Consider the following 17,210-nt stretch of genomic DNA (forward strand, 5'->3'; position numbering starts at 1 on the left):
CCACTGCCATGTCCGAAGTCGCCAACGAAGCGTCGCGTCGCCGCACCTTCGCCATCATTTCCCACCCTGACGCCGGCAAGACCACGCTGACCGAAAAGCTGCTGCTGTTCGGAGGCGCGATCCAGATGGCCGGTTCGGTGAAGGGCCGCAAGGCCGCCCGCCACGCGACGTCCGACTGGATGGCGCTGGAAAAAGAGCGCGGCATCTCCGTCACCTCCTCGGTGATGCAGTTCCCGTACGAAGGCAAGATCGTCAACCTGCTCGACACCCCCGGCCACGCCGACTTCGGCGAGGACACCTACCGCGTGCTGACCGCGGTGGACTCGGCGCTGATGGTGATCGACGTGGCCAAGGGCGTGGAAGAGCGCACCATCAAGCTGATGGAAGTCTGCCGCCTGCGCGACACCCCGATCATGACCTTCATCAACAAGCTCGACCGCGAGGGCAAGGACCCGATCGAGCTGCTGGATGAAGTGGAGACCGTGCTGGGCATCCAGTGCGCTCCGGTCACCTGGCCGATCGGCATGGGCCAGCGCCTGAAGGGCGTGGTGCACCTGCTGACCGGCGAGGTGCACCTGTACGAACCGGGCCGCAACTTCACCCGCCAGGATTCGACCATCTTCCCGTCCATCGATGCGCCCGGCCTGGCCGAGAAGATCGGTGCACAGATGCTGGCCGAACTGCGCGATGAACTGGAACTGGTGCAGGGCGCCAGCCACCCGTTCGACCTGGATGCCTACCGTGCCGGCAAGCAGACCCCGGTGTTCTTCGGCTCGGGCGTGAACAACTTCGGCGTGCAGCCGCTGCTGGACTTCTTCGTCGAGCACGCCCCGCCGCCGCAGGCGCGCACCACCACCGGCCGGATCATCGCGCCGGAGGAAAACAAGCTGAGCGGCTTCGTGTTCAAGATCCAGGCCAACATGGATCCGCAGCACCGCGACCGCGTGGCGTTCATGCGCATCTGCTCGGGCCGCTTCAGCGCCGGCATGAAGACCTTCCACGTGCGTACCGGCAAGGACATGAAGCTGGCCAACGCGCTGACCTTCATGGCCAGCGACCGCGAGATCGCCGCCGAAGCCTGGCCGGGCGATGTCATCGGCATCCACAACCACGGCACCATCTCCATCGGCGATACGTTCACCGAGGGCGAAGCGGTCACCTTCACCGGCATCCCCAACTTCGCCCCGGAACTGTTCCGCCGCGCGCGCCTGCGCGATCCGCTCAAGCTCAAGCAGCTGCAGAAGGGCCTGGCCCAGCTGTCGGAAGAAGGCGCGACCCAGTTCTTCCGCCCGCTCACCAGCAACGACCTGATCCTGGGCGCGGTGGGTGTGCTGCAGTTCGACGTGGCCGCCTACCGCCTGAAGGACGAGTACGGCGTGGAAGCCACCTTCGAGCAGGTCAGCGTGACCACCGCGCGTTGGGTCCACTGCAGCAACGAGAAGAAGCTGGAAGAGTTCCGCGAGAAGAACGCGCTGAACCTGGCCCTGGATGCGGCCGGCCACCTGGTCTACCTGGCCCCGACCCGGGTGAACCTGCAGCTGGCCCAGGAACGCGCGCCCGACGTGCGCTTCTCGGCCACCCGCGAAGCGGCGCATACCGTCCCGGCGGGCTGACGCAAGGGGCGCCGATTCATCGACCATACGGTGGCGGGGGTGCAAGCGCCCGCCATCGCGGCGATGATAGGGGGGCTGCGGGTCCCCCTCCCTGCGAAATCCGTCCTTGCCATGTCCTCCACGACTGTTGCTTCCATCCGTGAAGAAATCGCCAGCGCCCTGACCCACGGGCTTGGCGCCGTGTTCGCGCTGGCCGCCAGCGCCGTACTGATCACCCTGGCCGCCATCTACGGCGACGGCTGGCAGCTTGCCAGCGCCATCGTGTTCGGCATCGCCCTGCTGCTGCTGTACACCGCTTCCACGCTGTACCACGCCATCCAGCACCCTACGGCAAAGGGCCGCCTGAAGGTCTTCGACCACTGCGCGATCTACGTGCTGATTGCCGGTACCTACACGCCATTCACCCTGATCGGCCTGCGCGGGCCATGGGGCTGGGGCCTGTTTACCGCCATCTGGGCCCTGGCCCTGGGCGGCGTGGTGTTCAAGCTGTTCTATACCGGCCGTTTCAAGGCCCTCTCCACCGGCATCTACATTGCGATGGGCTGGCTGGTGATCGTGGCGATCAAGCCGATGTGGGCCTCCATCGACGGCGGCACGCTGGCCTGGCTGTTCGCCGGCGGCCTGTCCTACACGCTGGGCACCTACTTCTATCACCGCGAATCGATCCCCTATTCGCACGCGATCTGGCACCTGTTCGTGATCGGCGGCAGCGTCTGCCACTTCGTCGCGGTGACCATGCAGGTGCTGTAGCACGGCCGTTCGGCGCCCATGTGCACGCCATGCACATGAGCGCTTCGCGCCCCGTCCACCCGGATGGGGCAACCATGGCAGCGTGAATGCTGCCCCTGCCCCTGCCCCTGCTGCGCCGCGCACGTCGCGCTGGCGCCTCCGCCGCCCCGGCCCGCGTGGCCAGCGCTGGCTGGCCGTGCTGGTGTTCCTGCTGGCCGCACTGCTGGTCCTCATCGCACTGTGGGACTGGAACTGGTTCAAGGGCCCGGTGGAACGCGCGGTCCAGGCCCGTACCGGGCGCGCCCTGCACATCGGCCACCTGGACGTCGACCTCGGCCGTACCAGCACCATCCGCGCCGATGCGATCACCTTTGCCAATGCCACATGGTCCAAGCAGGTCAACATGGCCAACGCGGATCGCGTGGAAATCGACATCCGGGTCTGGCCGCTGCTGCGCGGCAGCATCCAGTTGCCCGAAGTGCGCCTGACCCGGCCCGACGTCCTGCTGGAAACCGCCCCGCGCAAGGGCGAGCCCGGCAACTGGGATTTCCTGCCCGCCAGCGATGGCAAGAGCTCGCTGCAACTGAAGGGCCTGCGCATCGACGACGGGCGCCTGCAGTTCCTCGACGCGCTGGGCCGCACCGACATCCGCATCGGCGTGCGCAGTGGCGAACCGAAACAGGCCGACGCCGCCCCGCCCCTGCTGGTGAAAGGCCAGGGCCGCTGGCAGGGCAACCCGTTCACCCTCAGTGGCGGCACTGAATCGCCGCTGCAGCTGACCGACAGCGAGCATCCGTTCCGCATCCATCTGGACGGTCGCGCCGGCGGCACCCACGCCGTGGCCACCGGCACGCTGACCAACCCGTTCGCGCTGCAGGTGTTCGACCTGCAGTTCGCGCTCAGTGGCCAGGACCTGGCCGACCTCTACCCGCTGCTCGGCATCGCCATACCGCCTTCGCCGCCGTATGCCCTCGATGGCCGGCTCAAGCGCGACCACAACGTGTGGCGCTACGAAGGGTTCACCGGCAAGGTCGGCGACAGCGACCTGGGCGGCACCCTGCAGTTCGAAGTGGGCCGTGAGCGTCCGCGCCTGACCGCCACCCTGGAATCGCGCCGGCTCGATTTCGACGACCTCGCCGGCTTCGTCGGTGCCCCGCCGAAGACCGGCGGCGGCGAGACCGCCAACGCCGAACAGAAGGCGCAGGCTGCCCAGGTTGCCGCCAGCCCGCGCGTGCTGCCGGACACCCCGTACAACCTGGGCAAGCTGCGCGCGATGGATGCCGACGTGCGCTGGAAGGCCCACCGCATCAATGCGCCCTCACTGCCGCTGGACGATATGGACGCGCACCTGCTGCTGGACGACGGCGTGCTGCGCCTGGATCCGCTCAACTTCGGCGTGGCCGGCGGTGACATCCGCAGCACCATCCGCATGGACGCGCGCCAGCCACAGATTGCCACGGCCCTGAAGGCCAGCGTGCGCGGCGTGCAGCTGGGCCAGTTGTTCCCGGATGCGAAGCTGGCCGAACAGGCCAAGGGTGGCATCAGCGGCCAGATCGACCTGGCCGGCCGCGGCAACTCCATCGCCGCCATGCTCGGCAGTAGCAGCGGCGATGTCGGCGTGGCGATGGGCCGCGGCCACGTCGGCAACCTGGTGATGGAACTGGCTGGCCTGGACATCACTGAGTCACTGAAATTCCTGTTCACCGGTGACCGGCAGATTCCCCTGCGCTGCGCCTTCGCCGATTTCGGCGTACGCGACGGCCTGATGACCAGCCGCGCACTGGCGGTGGACACCACCGACACCATCATCATCGGCGAAGGCACCGTGAGCCTGCGCGACGAGCAGATGGACCTGCTGCTGAAGCCGCGGCCGAAGGACAAGAGCATCCTGGTGCTGCGTTCACCGCTGCGCATCGGCGGCACGTTCAAGGATCCCTCGTTCCGCCCGGACTTCAAGGCCCTGGGCCTGCGTGGTGCGGTTGCGCTGGCACTGGGGACGATCGCCCCGCCGGCAGCGCTGCTGGCCACGATCGAAACGGGGCCGGGCAAGGATGCCAACTGCGGTGGGCAGTACGCGAAGTAAAAGCGGTTGTTCGGCGGCGCCTCTGTTGATCCTGGTGTGAGCGGGACGGGTGGGCCAGTCAGGACACGCCGTAAACCCTTCCATGGGGGCTCGATGGCGCCATCCATGGCGCCAACGGTCCTGCCTGGCCCACCCGTCCCACTCCTGACAGTTTCCTGCGCGCGCGGAACGAGAGCAGGAATTCAAAGTCAAAAGAAAAAGCAGAATCAAAAGCTGTGCCAACCAAGGTTGGCACCTACCAGGAGCGGATGATCGGCACTGAAATGCACCGCGCTCGCGGGAACGTGTCTGGAGGCGGAGGGCATGGCCGTGCAGGACCGTAGGCGCCAAGGATGGCGCCTACGAGCTACATGGACGTATTTACCGCGTGTCCTGCGCGGCCATGCCCTCCGCCTCCCCACGCATCAGGAAGGCGCTGCAGTTGCTCTAGATCTGGCCGTTGCTCCAAGCGGGCCGGCGGGCTGCAAGCCCGCCAGCGAAAAACTCACCCCGCCACGATGTACTGCTGCAGCTGGTCCAACTCCCGCCGCTGCGCGTCGATCACCGCCTTCACCAGGTCGCCGATCGAAATCACCCCCAGCACCGATCCGCCCTCCACCACCGGCAGGTGACGGATGCGGTAGTCGGTCACCAGCTGCAGGCAGTGCTCCACCTGCTCGCCCGGCGACACCGTCACCACCTTCGCCGTCATGATTTCGGACACCGCCGTATCACGCGAGGAACGATCGTGCAGCACGATCTTGCGCGCGTAATCGCGCTCGGACAGGATCCCGACCAGTCGCGGCCCGTCCATCACCAGCACCGCACCAATGCCCTTCTGCGCCATCAGCCGGATCGCATCGATCACCGCCGCGCCGGGCGCGACCGCATGCACTTCAGGGGACTTGCCGTCCAACAGTTGCCGTACCGACGTCATCTGCCTGCCCTCCCAGGGTGGGTTGCAGGCCCGAGTCTGCCACGGAAGGTGCTAGCCACGCGTCAACCAGGTACAGCGGCCGCTGCTTGGACTCCTCGTACAGGCGGCCCAGGTACTCCCCGATCAGCCCCAGGGCGATCAGCTGCACGCCGCCCAGGAACAGGATCACCGCCATCATCGTCGGCCAGCCCGCCACACGGTCGCCGTACAGGGCGGCCTTGACGATCACCCACACGCCAAACACGAACGCCGCTGCGGCGGTCGCCAGGCCCAGGTAGGTTGCTGCCCGCAGCGGGACGGTGGAAAACCCGGTGATGCCTTCCAGGGCGAAGTTCCACAGGTTCCAGAGGCTGAACTTGCTGTTGCCGGCCAGCCGCGCATGGCGGTGGTAGGGCACGGCCACGCGGCGGAAGCCCACCCAGCTGAAGAGGCCTTTCATGAAGCGATGGCGCTCGCGCATCTCGCGCAGCGCGCTCAGCGCGCGCGCCGAAAGCAGGCGGAAGTCGCCGGTATCGGCGGGAATCGGCGTGCGCGAGAGGCGGCCGATCACGCGGTAGAACAGGGCCGCCGTGGTCCGCTTGCTCCAGCTTTCGCCGTCGCGCACCCGGCGCGTGCCGTAGACGTTGTCGTAGCCTTGCTTCCAGTACGCGACGAAGGTCGGCACCAGTTCCGGCGGATCCTGGCCATCGGCATCGAGGATCATCGCCGCCCCTTCGCGCACCTGGTCCAGGCCGGCGGTCAGCGCGGCCTCCTTGCCGAAGTTGCGCGACAGCCGCAATGCCGAGACGCGCGGATCGGGATGGGCCAGGTGTTCGATCACTGCCCAGGTGGCGTCGGTGCTGCCGTCATCGACGTACAGGATGTGGCCGTCGACATCGTCCAGCGCGTCGAGCACCGCGCACAGGCGCGGGTGCAGCTGGGGCAGCGCCAGTTCCTCGTTATGGGCGGCGATGACGAAGGTCAGGCGTTGGCGGCTCATGCCTGGATTGTACGTCGCTGGCGGGCTTGCAGCCCGCCGGCCCGCTAAAAGCTGACGGCCAAATCTAGAGCAACTGCAGCGCCTTCCGGATGCGTGGGGAGGCGGAGGGCATGGCCGTGCAGGACACGCCGTAAACCCATCCATGGGGGCTCGATGGCGCCATCCATGGCGCCAACGGTCCTGCACGGCCATGCCCTCCGCCTCTGGACACGTTCCCGCGAGCGCGGTGCATACACGCGCAGCCCCTCGCTTTTGGTAGCTGACAACCTTGGTTGCCACAGCTTTTGATCCTGCTTCTTCTTTTGATTTTGAATTCCCGCTCTCGTTCCGCGCGCGCAGGAAACTGTCCGGAGGCGGAGGGCTACCGCAGGCAGGACCGTAGGCGCCATGGACGGCGCCTACGAGCTACATGGACGTATTTACCGCGTGTCCTGCCTGCGGTAGCCCTCCGCCTCACCCATGAACCGGAAGGCGCCGCGAAACGATCAACCGTCACTCCTCCAGATACCCCGCCCCGCCCAGCTGCCGGGCCTGCCGCTGTATCCACGCCGCCCGCCGCTGCACGTACGGCCCCGGCTTGGCCGCGTTGTACCGCCGCGGCGCCGGCAGCACCGCCGCCAGTCGGGCGCTTTCACCCGGTGCCAGCCGCGCCGCGTCCTTGCCCCAGAATTTCTGTGCCGCTGCCTGTGCGCCGTACACGCCATCACCGAACTCGGCGATGTTGGCGTACATCTCCAGGATGCGTTCCTTCGGCCAGAACGCCTCGATCAATACCGTGTACCAGACCTCCAGGCCCTTGCGGATCCAGCTGCGGCCCTGCCACAGGAACAGGTTCTTGGCCACCTGCTGGCTGATCGTGCTGGCCCCGCGCAGGCGCCCGCCCTTGGCGTTGTGGTCACGCGCCTTCTCGATGGCCTGCAGGTCGAAACCATTGTGGTCGGGGAAGCGCTGGTCCTCGGCCGCCACCAGCGAGATCGGCAGGCTCGGGGCCATCTGGTCCAGGTCGCGCCACTGGTAATGCAGCCGGTAGGACCAGTCACCCTCGCCCAACGCCTCGCCGTAGCGCCACAGCATCACCGTGGACAATGGCGGGTCGATGAAGCGCAGCACCAGCACCTGCAGGCAACTGAAGCCCACGAACAGCACCGGCAGCCACAGCAACCGCTTCCACCGCCAGCGTCGGCGCGCCGGCGTGGTCGCTGCGGCCCCTGCGGCCTCCACCTTGTCCTGCTCTCCCCCTGCCCCCATTACTGATGCATCCTTCTCATGCCTGGTTGTCGGCGCATTATCCGGCAACCGCCCCTGTTTACGCGCGAAGTGAGCCGATGACCGCCCAACCCGATTCCCTGATCCGCTTCCTGCTGCCCGACGCCGGCGTCCGTGGCGTGCACGTGCAACTGCAGGCCACCTGGCAGGAAATCCTGTCCCACGCCGTCTACCCGGACAACGCCGCCGAGCTGCTCGGCGAGGCCTGCGTGGCCTCGGCCCTGTTCACCGGCCACACCAAGGTGGACGGCCGACTGTCCATCCAGCTGCGCAGCAACACCGGCCTGCGCACCCTGTTTGCCGAGTGCACCGCCGCCGGCACCCTGCGCGGCATCGCCCAGCTGGCCGACGGCGCCGATGCGCCGCGCGACCTGTCCAGCCTGGGCAGCGATGCCCTGCTGGCGATCACCATCGAGAACCCGGGCCTGGACCCGCGCGAACCGCAGCGCTACCAGAGCCTGGTGGCACTGACCGCGCCGGCGCTGGATGAGGCCTTCGAGGACTACTTCCGCCAGTCCGAGCAGCTGCCGACCCGCCTGCTGCTGGCCGCCGACCGCAACGGCGCCGTGGGCCTGCTGCTGCAGAAACTGCCCGGCGACGAAGGCGACGACGACGGCTGGGCCCGCGCCAGCGCCCTGTTCGACACCCTGGGCAAGGCCGAACTGCTGGCGACCCCGGCCGAGCAGATGCTGCACCGCCTGTTCCACGAGGAGAAGCCGGAACTGATGGGCAGCAGGCCGCTGGCCTTCGGCTGCTCCTGCTCGCACGAGCGGGTGGCCTCGATGCTGGTCTCGCTGGGTGAGGAAGAGGCCCGCGCGGCCGCCGAAGACACCGGTTCGGTGGACGTGCGCTGCGAATTCTGCGGACGGGAGTATCACTTTCCTTTGACGGAGTTCGGCATACTGTTCCACGGTGCCGAGGGGACTGTACCGGCACCTGAACGACTTCAATGAATGAGCAGGTCTTGTGTTCTGGGGAGGATCAAGGCTTGTTAAGATTTCATAAACACCCTAGGATCGAGTTCCCGCCCCAGCGGGAACTTCCGCTGATCATCCCTGTCTGAACTGGTCCGATGCGTACCTTCCTGCGTCTACCGCTGGCCCTGCTGATCGCCCTTGGCGCGATCACGGGCGCGCATGCGCAGAGCAAGGACACCCGCACCGTGCTGCCGGTCTGGAACAAGGGCAGCGGCAAGGTCGAGGCCCTGCTGTATCTGGAACCGACCGGTGAACAGGCCACCGGTGCCCGCTGGCACTTCGGCCGCAACTCGCTGGACGCCGCCTTCGGCCTGTCCTCGGGCGATTCGCTGGGCCTGCTGTGCAACAGCAGCAGCGGCACCAGCATCAGCGGCCTGGCCAGCCAGTGCATGCTGGCCAGCCTCGGCGATGACGATGACGGCATCGGCCCGAACTCCCGTCGCCTGACCGGCACCGCCGCGTTGAACCGGGGCGTCAACCGCCTGGGCATCACCGCCGGTACCAGCCGCGAGACACTGCCGGCCTGGCTGGCCTCGCCGAACAAGACCCCGTCCCTGCGCGCCGAGCAGAACGACCTGACCGTGTTCGCCCAGCGCAACATCGGCCGCGAAGGCTTCGTCTCCATCGCCGGTACCTACGCCAAGGCGCGCCTGGTGCCGATTTCCGATGCATCGCCGGCACTGGTCGACCGTTGGGACAGCAAGAGCCTGAGCCTGGGTGCCGGCTACGGCAACTTCACCGGCAGCATCATCGGCCGCGTGGTTGACGTTCCCGGCAAGCCGGGCAAGTGGGAGGGTCTGGGCATCGGCCTGACCTGGCGTACCCCGTGGTCGGGGCAACTGACCGTCGGCGCCGAGAACGTGATCAGCCGCGGCAAGAATCCGTTCTCCCCGCGCAACGAAAGCAACGACGACGGCACCGTGCCGTACGTCCGCTACGAGCAGGACCTGTAAGCGGTCCAAGCGCGTGATACATCGACGGATGGAACAGAGGGCGCCTGCGGGGCGCCCTTCTTGTTTCCGCGCGTAACGACGCGGCTGATGCCGGCTCCGCCTGATACATGGCGAAACATCACGACATATATCAACAGAAACTTTTTTCCTGACAAAACGATACTCAGCGCCCGGCTGTGTCTCAGTCATGTACCACAAGTCATTGAATCGAAAAGATTCCGTAGCCCTGAATTGAGGGCTCCGGCGCGCTGTTAACGCAGCTTTAATTTTTCGGAAGCCGCCGTTACTATCGATTCAGCCTCGCGTTTTTTGGAGCGGCCTTTTTCGCCCCGCACGCAGGCAATAACCCAGCCAAGATTTCCTTGGAGAGAGAGAGCCAATGAATTTCAAGTCCAACAAGCTGCGCGATGCGGTTGTCATCGCGCTGGTCGCCGGTTCATCCGTCGCGACCGCCCAGGCCCAGGAGGCCACCTCGGGTGCGACCAACCTGGATCGCATCCAGGTCACCGGTTCGCGCATCCGCTCGGTTGACGTCGAAACCGCCCAGCCGATCTTCACGGTGTCCTCCGAGGACATCAAGAAGTCCGGCCTGGTCAGCGTCGGCGACATCCTGCAGAACCTCACCGTCTCCGGCACCCAGACCTTCAGCAAGGCCGCCGTGCTGACCTCCAACCCGGAACAGGGCGGCCAGTACGTCAACCTGTACAACCTGGGCGAGCAGCGCACCCTGGTGCTGGTCAACGGCAAGCGTTGGACGTCCAGCCTGGCTGGCTTCACCGACATGTCGACCATCCCGGCCTCGCTCATCGAGCGCATCGAAGTGCTGAAGGATGGCGCCTCGGCGATCTACGGCTCCGACGCCATCGCCGGCGTGGTCAACATCATCCTGCGCACCAATTTCGAAGGCGCGGAAGTCTCGGCCCTGATCGGCCAGAACGGCCGTGGCGACGGTGAGAAGGAAGCCTACTCCTTCACCATGGGTGCCTCCAGCGATCGCGCTTCGATCCTGTTCGGCGCCAGCTACACGAAGGAAAAGCCGGTCTTCTCCAAGGACCGTGCGCTGACCCGCACCACCTACGGCCCGGGTCGCGAGCTGGATGCACTCAGCGCGACCGGCCCGTGGGGCCGCTTCAATGACCCGCGCGCCGCAGGCACCGTCGGTGCCGGCAACTACCTGGATGACGACGGCAACATCGTCGATGCCGCCAACGGCACCTGGACCCCGAACCAGTGGGTCCTGAACCACAGCGGCACCTGGGATGGCGTGGGCGTCGGCGCGGATTCGCGCAACCTGGCCAACTACCACACCGGCGTCACCACCGACGACCGCTTCAACTCCACCCAGCAGATGATGCTGGCGCAGGAGACCGAAACGAAGTCGATCTTCACCGCCGGCAGCTTCGAGATCAATGACTACGTGACCTTCAAGTCCACGGTCATGTACTCCGAGCGCAACTCCGAGCGCCAGGTCGCCGGCTACCCGATGAGCGCCAACGCGCAGCCGACCTACCCGGTCTACATCAGCGGCCAGAGCTACTACAACCCGGTCGGCCAGGACATCACCAGCTGGTTCCGCCGCACGATCGAAATCCCGCGCATCTCGCGCAACGACGTGAAGAGCTACCACTTCGATGCCGCCCTGGAAGGCGCGTTCGATGTGGGCTCCCATGGCTGGAACTGGGATGCGGGCATCAACTACAACAAGTTCGATGTCACCCAGATCAGCACCGGCAACCTCAACCTGCTGGCACTGGAAAAGGCCCTGGGCCCGTCGTTCCTCAATGCACAGGGCGTGGTCCAGTGCGGTACCGCTGCCAACCCGATCGCGCTGGGCACCAGCCTGTCGGCCGGCCAGTGCACCCCGTTCGACGTGCTGGGCGGCCCGTCGGCCTCCACCGCCGACGCGCTGAAGTACATCAACACGCTCGGCCAGGCGACCCAGCAGAGCGTCAGCAAGCAGTACTTCGCCAACATCACCGGTGGTCTGTTCGACATGCCGGGCGACGCAGGCGAGTTCGCCTTCGCGGCAGGCGTCGAGCACCGTGAAGTGTCCGGTTACGACAACCCGGACCAGCTGTCGGCCGCCGGTTACACCACCGATCTGGCTGCAGGCGCCACGTCCGGCAAGTACAAGACCGACGAGGTGTACCTGGAGCTGATGATCCCGCTGCTGAAGGACGTTCCGTTCGCCAAGGAACTGTCGTTCGACGTCGCGTCCCGCTACTCGGACTACGACCGTTTCGGCGACACCACCAACAGCAAGTTCAGCCTGACCTGGAAGCCGGTTGAAGACCTGCTGGTCCGTGCCACCTACGGCAAGGGCTTCCGTGCCCCGACCCTGGACGACACCTTCGGTGGCGGCTCGCAGACCTTCGATGACCTGACCGATCCGTGCGATGCCCGCTTCGGCCAGCTGTCCAACCCGGTTGCGGCTGCCCGCTGCGCCGGCGAAGGCCTGGCACCGACCTTCCGCCAGACCGACAACGCTGGCGTGCCGGTTGCCGCGCGTGAAACCCAGGGCAATGCGCCGTTCCAGGCGGGCGTCGGCAACGCCGACCTCGAGCCGGAATACAGCAAAACCCGTACCGTGGGCCTGGTCTTCAGCCCGCGCTGGGTGCAGGGCCTGGACTTCTCGCTGGACTGGTACAAGATCAGCATCTCCAACGTGATCACTGCGGTCAGCGCGACCTACGTGCTGAACCAGTGCTACAACGGCGTGACCTCGTTCTGTAACTACAGCCGTGATGCCACCACCGGCCAGATCGTGACCCTGAGCCGCGGCAACGCGAACCTGGGCGCCCTGGAAACCGAAGGCTACAACTTCGTCGCCAACTACCGCCTGCCGGAGTTCGCAGCCGGCCAGTTCTCGCTCCGCCTGGACAGCAACTACCTGGTCTCGCTGCGCCAGCAGTCCGACAACGGCGCACCGTGGGATGAGTACGCCGGCTACTGGAACTCGCCGCGCGTGCGCGCCACCTTCGGCGTCAACTGGGCCAAGGGCGACCTGTCGGCCAGCTGGAACCTGCGCTACTACGGCGGCTACCGCGACTTCTGCTACGACGATGACTCGTGCAACGACCCGGATTACCGCACCCCGAACAACGGTTGGGGCGGTGGCGTGGGCGCCAACAAGAAGGGTTCGATCAGCTTCCAGGACGTTTCGCTGACCTGGGCTGCCCCCTGGAATGGTTCGGTCACCGTCGGTGCCCGCAACATCTGGAACAAGCAGCCGCCGATCACCATCTCGCTGACCAACAACAGCTCGTCGTCGATCGACCCGATGCTGGACTACGACCGTTACCTGTTCATGCAGTACACCCAGCGCTTCTGATCAAGGCCGGGCAAGCGTAGTAAAACACCAGGACGGGGCCCTTCGGGGCCCCGTTTCTGTTGGGGCGCCCCGGCCACGCAGGACACGTGGCAGAAACGACAGGCACGAAAAAGGCCGCAGCGGAACTGCGGCCTCGTGCAGGTACCCGGCGCGGCCGACTCAGCCGTTCGGGATCAGCGTTTCGATCAGGTGCTCGACGTAGGCCTCGAAATCCTCGCGTGCCTGCTTGGGCTGCTGCAGCTGCAGCGAAAGCTGCAGGAAGCCGACGTAGGCCGCGTAGGCCAGGCGCGCGCGGTGGCGTGCATCGGTCGAACTGAGCCCGGCCTGGCGGAACGAGGCCACCAGGTAATCCAGGCGGCGCTGCGAGACACGGTCGATCACCGGCCGCACCATCGGGTGGTCCAGCGCCTTCAGCAGCTCGCTGTAGATGATGTGCGGCTGCACTTCGTGGGCCACCATCTGGAACAGCTGGCGCAGGCGCGCGCGCGGATCGGGGACATCTTCCAGGCTGCCGAACACCTGCTCCTGTTCGAACAGTTCCCAGCGTTCCAGCGCGGCCTGCAGCAGCGCATCGCGCGAGGGGAAGTGCCAGTAGAAGCTGCCCTTGGTCACGCCCAGGCGGCGCGCCAGCGGCTCCACCGCGACGGCGCCCACACCTTGTTCAGCGATCAGGTCGAGGGCCGCCTGTGCCCAGTCTTCGGCACTGAGGCGGCTGTTGCGGCCGGCACGCGGTTCGCCGGCAGAAGCGTCAGGTTGATTCATGGGGTGATTTAACCATACGGCGGGGTTCGTTGCAGTACGCCGTTGCGGCCGAAACCGTCGCGGCACGGGGGATGGCACCTTCCGCAGCGCACCATACTGCATGGTATTGACTTCCATCACCAGCCATCCATACTAGCGAGTATGGTTACGTCCCCTACTCCCGCTGCGTTCCATGACCTGCGCCTGGAGGCGGCCCATGGCGCCCGCCTGGCGGCCACCGCCAGCGACCACGGTCGCCGCGGCCGCGTGCTGTTCGCGCATGGCTTCGGCCAGACCCGCCACGCGTGGAATGCGACCGCCCGGGCACTGTCCGCCGCCGGCCTGCAGACGCTGGCCTACGATGCGCGCGGCCACGGCGATTCGGACTGGAACGCCGCCGACCTGCCCTACCACGGTGAACAGTTCGCTGATGACCTGATCGTGCTGGCCGGCGAGCAGCCGCGCCCGCCGGTGCTGGTGGCCGCCTCGATGGGGGGCCTGTTCGGCCTGCTCGCCGAATCGCGCTGGCCCGGCCTGTTCTCGGCGATGGTGCTGGTGGACATCACCCCGCGCTGGGACACCGCCGGCGTCGAGCGCATCCTCGCCTTCATGACTGCCCATCCCGATGGCTTCGCCTCGCTGGCCCAGGCCGCCGATGTCATCTCGGCATACATGCCGCACCGCCCGCGCAAATCCGAGCAGTCGCTGCGTGCGCTGCTGCGCGAGGATGGCCACGGCCGCTGGCGCTGGCACTGGGATCCGCGCCTGGTGGCCGAACTGGCCCGCGACAGCGAGCAGCACCAGGACGCGCTGGCCGAGGCCGCGCGGCAGGTGAAGTGCCCGCTGCTGCTGGTCAGTGGTGGCCGCAGCGATCTGGTCACGCCGCAGACCGTCGCCGAATTCCTGGCATTGGCGCCGCACGCGCGCCACGTACAGTTGCCGCAGGCCACGCACATGGTCGCCGGTGATGACAACGACGCCTTTACCGCTACTGTGTTGGACTATCTGGACGTGTTGCCTGCGGTGGATGCCGCAGCTTCGTCCGCCACAAACGAGCACGTCACCGGAGCACGCTCATGAGCATCGTTCTTCCCTTCCTCGCCCTGCTGCTGGCAGGCGCGTTCGTCGCCTACCACCGCATGCGCCTGCTGACCTGGACGCTGATCAGCCTGGCGCTGCTGGCGGCCTGCTGGTTCGTGCCCTACGTCAACCAGACCGCCACGATCGTCGCTGCGGCCGTGCTGGCCGTCATCGCCGTGCCGCTGCTGCTGCCGTTCATCCGCAAGCCGCTGCTGACCGGCCCGATGATGAAGGTGTTCCGCAAGGTGCTGCCGCCGCTGTCGCAGACCGAGCGCATCGCGCTGGAAACCGGCTCGGTCGGTTTCGAAGGCGAGCTGTTCACCGGTGATCCGGACTGGAACATCCTGCTGAACTACCCCAAGCCGCAGCTGACCGCCGAAGAGCAGGCCTTCCTCGATGGCCCGGTCGAAGAGCTGTGCACCATGGTCAACGACTGGGAAATCACCCACGTCCATGCCGACCTGCCGCCGGAACTGTGGGCCTTCATCAAGAAGAACAAGTTCTTCGGCATGATCATCCCGAAGGAATACGGCGGCCTGGGCTTCTCCGCGCTGGCCCACCACAAGGTCATCCAGAAGCTGGCGTCGGTGTCTTCGGTGGTCAGCTCCACCGTCGGCGTGCCGAACTCGCTGGGCCCGGGTGAACTGCTGGTGCATTACGGCACCCAGGAACAGAAGGACCAGTACCTGCCGCGCCTGGCCGATGGCCGCGAGGTTCCGTGCTTCGGCCTGACCGGTCCGTTCGCCGGCTCCGACGCCACCTCGATTCCCGACTACGGCATCGTCTGCAAGGGCGAGTGGAACGGCGAGCAGGTGCTCGGCGTCAAGCTGACCTTCGACAAGCGCTATATCACCCTGGCCCCGGTCGCTTCGCTGATCGGCCTGGCCTTCCGTATGTACGATCCCGATGGCCTGATCGGCGAAACCCGCGACATCGGCATCACCCTGGGCCTGCTGCCGCGCGATACCGCCGGCGTGGAGATCGGCCGTCGCCACTTCCCGCTGAACTCGACCTTCCAGAACGGTCCGATCAAGGGCAAGGATGTGTTCATCCCGCTGACCCAGCTGATCGGCGGTGCCGCCATGGCCGGCAAGGGCTGGAACATGCTCAACGAGTGCCTGGCCGTGGGCCGCTCGATCACCCTGCCCTCCACCGCCAGTGGCGGTGCCAAGGCCGGCGCAGCCGTCACCGGCGCCTACGCGCGCATCCGCAAGCAGTTCGGCCTGTCGGTCGGCCGCTTCGAGGGCGTGGAAGAAGCGCTGGCCCGCATCGGCGGCAAGGCCTACAAGATCAGCGCGCTGTCGCAGGCCACCGCCGCCGCGGTCGACCGTGGCGACGTGCCGTCGGTGCCGTCGGCGATCGCCAAGTACCACTGCACCAGCATGAGCCGTGAAGTGATCTCGGACATGATGGACGTCATCGGCGGCAAGGGCATCATCCTCGGGCCGCGCAACTTCGCCGGCCGCAGCTGGCAGGCCGCGCCGATCGCGATCACCGTGGAAGGCGCCAACATCATGACCCGCAGCCTGCTGATCTTCGGCCAGGGTGCGATCCTCTGCCACCCGTGGGTGCTGAAGGAAATGAAGGCCGCGCAGGATCCGGACACCCGTGCCGGCCTGCAGGATTTCGACCGCAGCCTGTTCGGACACATCCGCTATGGCATCTCCAATGCCGTGCGTTCGTTCTGGTTCGGCCTGACCGGCGCACGCTTCGGCGCCGCCCCGGGCGACGCCTACACCCGCCGCTACTTCCGCAAGCTGGACCGTTACTCGGCCAACCTGGCGCTGATGGCCGACATCTCGATGATGACCCTCGGCGGCAAGCTGAAGTTCAAGGAATCGCTGTCCGGCCGCCTGGGCGACGTGCTGAGCCATGTCTACATGACCAGCGCCATGCTCAAGCGCTACCAGGACGAAGGCGCACCGCAGGCCGACCAGCCGCTGCTGGCCTGGGCCTTCCATGACAGCGTGCACAAGATCGAAGAGTCGCTGTCGGCGGCCCTGCGCAACTTCCCCATCCGTCCGATCGGCTGGCTGATGTGGGCGCTGATCTTCCCGCTGGGCCGCCGTGCCGAAGCCCCGGGCGACCGCCTGAGCCGCCGCGTTGCGGCCCTGCTGATGGCCCCGAACGAGGCGCGCGACCGCCTGGCCAGCGGCGTGTTCCTGACCCCGTGCGAGAACAACCCGGGCGGCCGCATCAACAGCTACCTGAGCAAGGCGATCATGGCCGAGCCGGTGGAGCGCAAGTTCCTGAAGGCGCTGAAGAGCAAGGGCATCGAGGCGCTGGACTTCAAGGCGCAGCTGGACGAAGCCGTGGCTGAAGGCGTGATCACCCAGGACGAGCGCAGCCTGCTGGAAGAACTGCGCACGCTGACCCTGGACACCATCACCGTGGACGACTTCGACACCCACGAACTGCGTGCGGCCAGCTACTACGACCGCCAGCACAAGGACCCGCATTCGCAGGCAGCCTGATCGCCTGCGTCATGCGCATACGGAAACGGCGGGCTTCGGCCCGCCGTTTTTTTGTCTGCATGTTGCGG

At 66.6% G+C, this 17,210-nt stretch carries 12 protein-coding genes; 8 read left to right on the forward strand and 4 right to left on the reverse strand.

What is annotated here, in order from left to right:
- The first annotated feature begins 8 nt into the window (after nt 1–8).
- The 3 genes from C1927_RS15915 (at nt 9) to C1927_RS15925 (ending at nt 4,425) form a co-directional block, all read left to right on the forward strand.
- Nucleotides 9–1,613: a peptide chain release factor 3 gene (locus C1927_RS15915; protein WP_079222823.1), complete on the forward strand. Its 1,605-nt coding sequence runs from the start codon at nt 9–11 to the stop codon at nt 1,611–1,613.
- A gap of 111 nt (nt 1,614–1,724) precedes the next feature.
- Nucleotides 1,725–2,363 carry a hemolysin III family protein gene (locus C1927_RS15920; protein ID WP_079222824.1) on the forward strand — a complete coding sequence of 213 codons (639 nt, stop codon included), beginning with the start codon at nt 1,725–1,727 and terminating at the stop codon, nt 2,361–2,363.
- An 82-nt stretch (nt 2,364–2,445) separates the two neighbouring features.
- The gene (locus C1927_RS15925; protein WP_108747202.1) at nt 2,446–4,425 is read left to right on the forward strand and encodes an AsmA family protein; all 1,980 of its coding nucleotides are present in this window, start codon (nt 2,446–2,448) and stop codon (nt 4,423–4,425) included.
- Between the two features lie 484 nt (nt 4,426–4,909).
- Here C1927_RS15925 and C1927_RS15930 read toward each other — a convergent pair whose 3' ends face one another.
- From C1927_RS15930 to mtgA, 3 genes are all read right to left on the reverse strand, one after another.
- Nucleotides 4,910–5,341 carry a CBS domain-containing protein gene (locus C1927_RS15930; protein WP_079222826.1) on the reverse strand — a complete coding sequence of 144 codons (432 nt, stop codon included), beginning with the start codon at nt 5,339–5,341 and terminating at the stop codon, nt 4,910–4,912.
- A complete protein-coding gene (locus C1927_RS15935; RefSeq protein WP_079222827.1) occupies nt 5,301–6,320 on the reverse strand; it encodes a glycosyltransferase family 2 protein in 1,020 nt (339 codons plus the stop codon). Before C1927_RS15935 ends, C1927_RS15930 begins: the two co-directional genes overlap by 41 nt.
- Nucleotides 6,321–6,812: 492 nt before the next feature.
- Nucleotides 6,813–7,568, reverse strand: a complete 756-nt coding sequence (gene mtgA, locus C1927_RS15940) for a monofunctional biosynthetic peptidoglycan transglycosylase (protein ID WP_108747203.1) — start codon at nt 7,566–7,568, stop codon at nt 6,813–6,815.
- Between the two features lie 77 nt (nt 7,569–7,645).
- Here mtgA and C1927_RS15945 point away from each other — a divergent pair, with 77 nt between their 5' ends.
- The 3 genes from C1927_RS15945 (at nt 7,646) to C1927_RS15955 (ending at nt 12,847) form a co-directional block, all read left to right on the forward strand.
- Nucleotides 7,646–8,539, forward strand: coding sequence for an Hsp33 family molecular chaperone HslO (locus tag C1927_RS15945; protein WP_079222829.1), 894 nt, complete (start codon nt 7,646–7,648; stop codon nt 8,537–8,539).
- A 119-nt stretch (nt 8,540–8,658) separates the two neighbouring features.
- Nucleotides 8,659–9,516: a hypothetical protein gene (locus tag C1927_RS15950; protein WP_108747204.1), complete on the forward strand. Its 858-nt coding sequence runs from the start codon at nt 8,659–8,661 to the stop codon at nt 9,514–9,516.
- Nucleotides 9,517–9,895: 379 nt separating this feature from the next.
- Nucleotides 9,896–12,847, forward strand: coding sequence for a TonB-dependent receptor (locus C1927_RS15955; protein WP_079222831.1), 2,952 nt, complete (start codon nt 9,896–9,898; stop codon nt 12,845–12,847).
- Nucleotides 12,848–13,006: 159 nt separating this feature from the next.
- Here C1927_RS15955 and C1927_RS15960 read toward each other — a convergent pair whose 3' ends face one another.
- A complete protein-coding gene (locus C1927_RS15960) occupies nt 13,007–13,609 on the reverse strand; it encodes a TetR/AcrR family transcriptional regulator (RefSeq protein WP_079222832.1) in 603 nt (200 codons plus the stop codon).
- A 141-nt stretch (nt 13,610–13,750) separates the two neighbouring features.
- Between C1927_RS15960 and C1927_RS15965 the strand changes: the two genes are divergently transcribed.
- Entirely contained in the window at nt 13,751–14,668 is a 918-nt protein-coding gene (locus tag C1927_RS15965; RefSeq protein ID WP_108747205.1) for an alpha/beta hydrolase, read from the forward strand.
- A complete protein-coding gene (locus C1927_RS15970) occupies nt 14,665–17,142 on the forward strand; it encodes an acyl-CoA dehydrogenase (RefSeq protein WP_108747206.1) in 2,478 nt (825 codons plus the stop codon). Before C1927_RS15965 ends, C1927_RS15970 begins: the two co-directional genes overlap by 4 nt.
- Nucleotides 17,143–17,210: the final 68 nt, after the last annotated feature.

Source organism: Stenotrophomonas sp. ZAC14D1_NAIMI4_1 (assembly GCF_003086775.1).
Lineage (GTDB): Bacteria > Pseudomonadota > Gammaproteobacteria > Xanthomonadales > Xanthomonadaceae > Stenotrophomonas.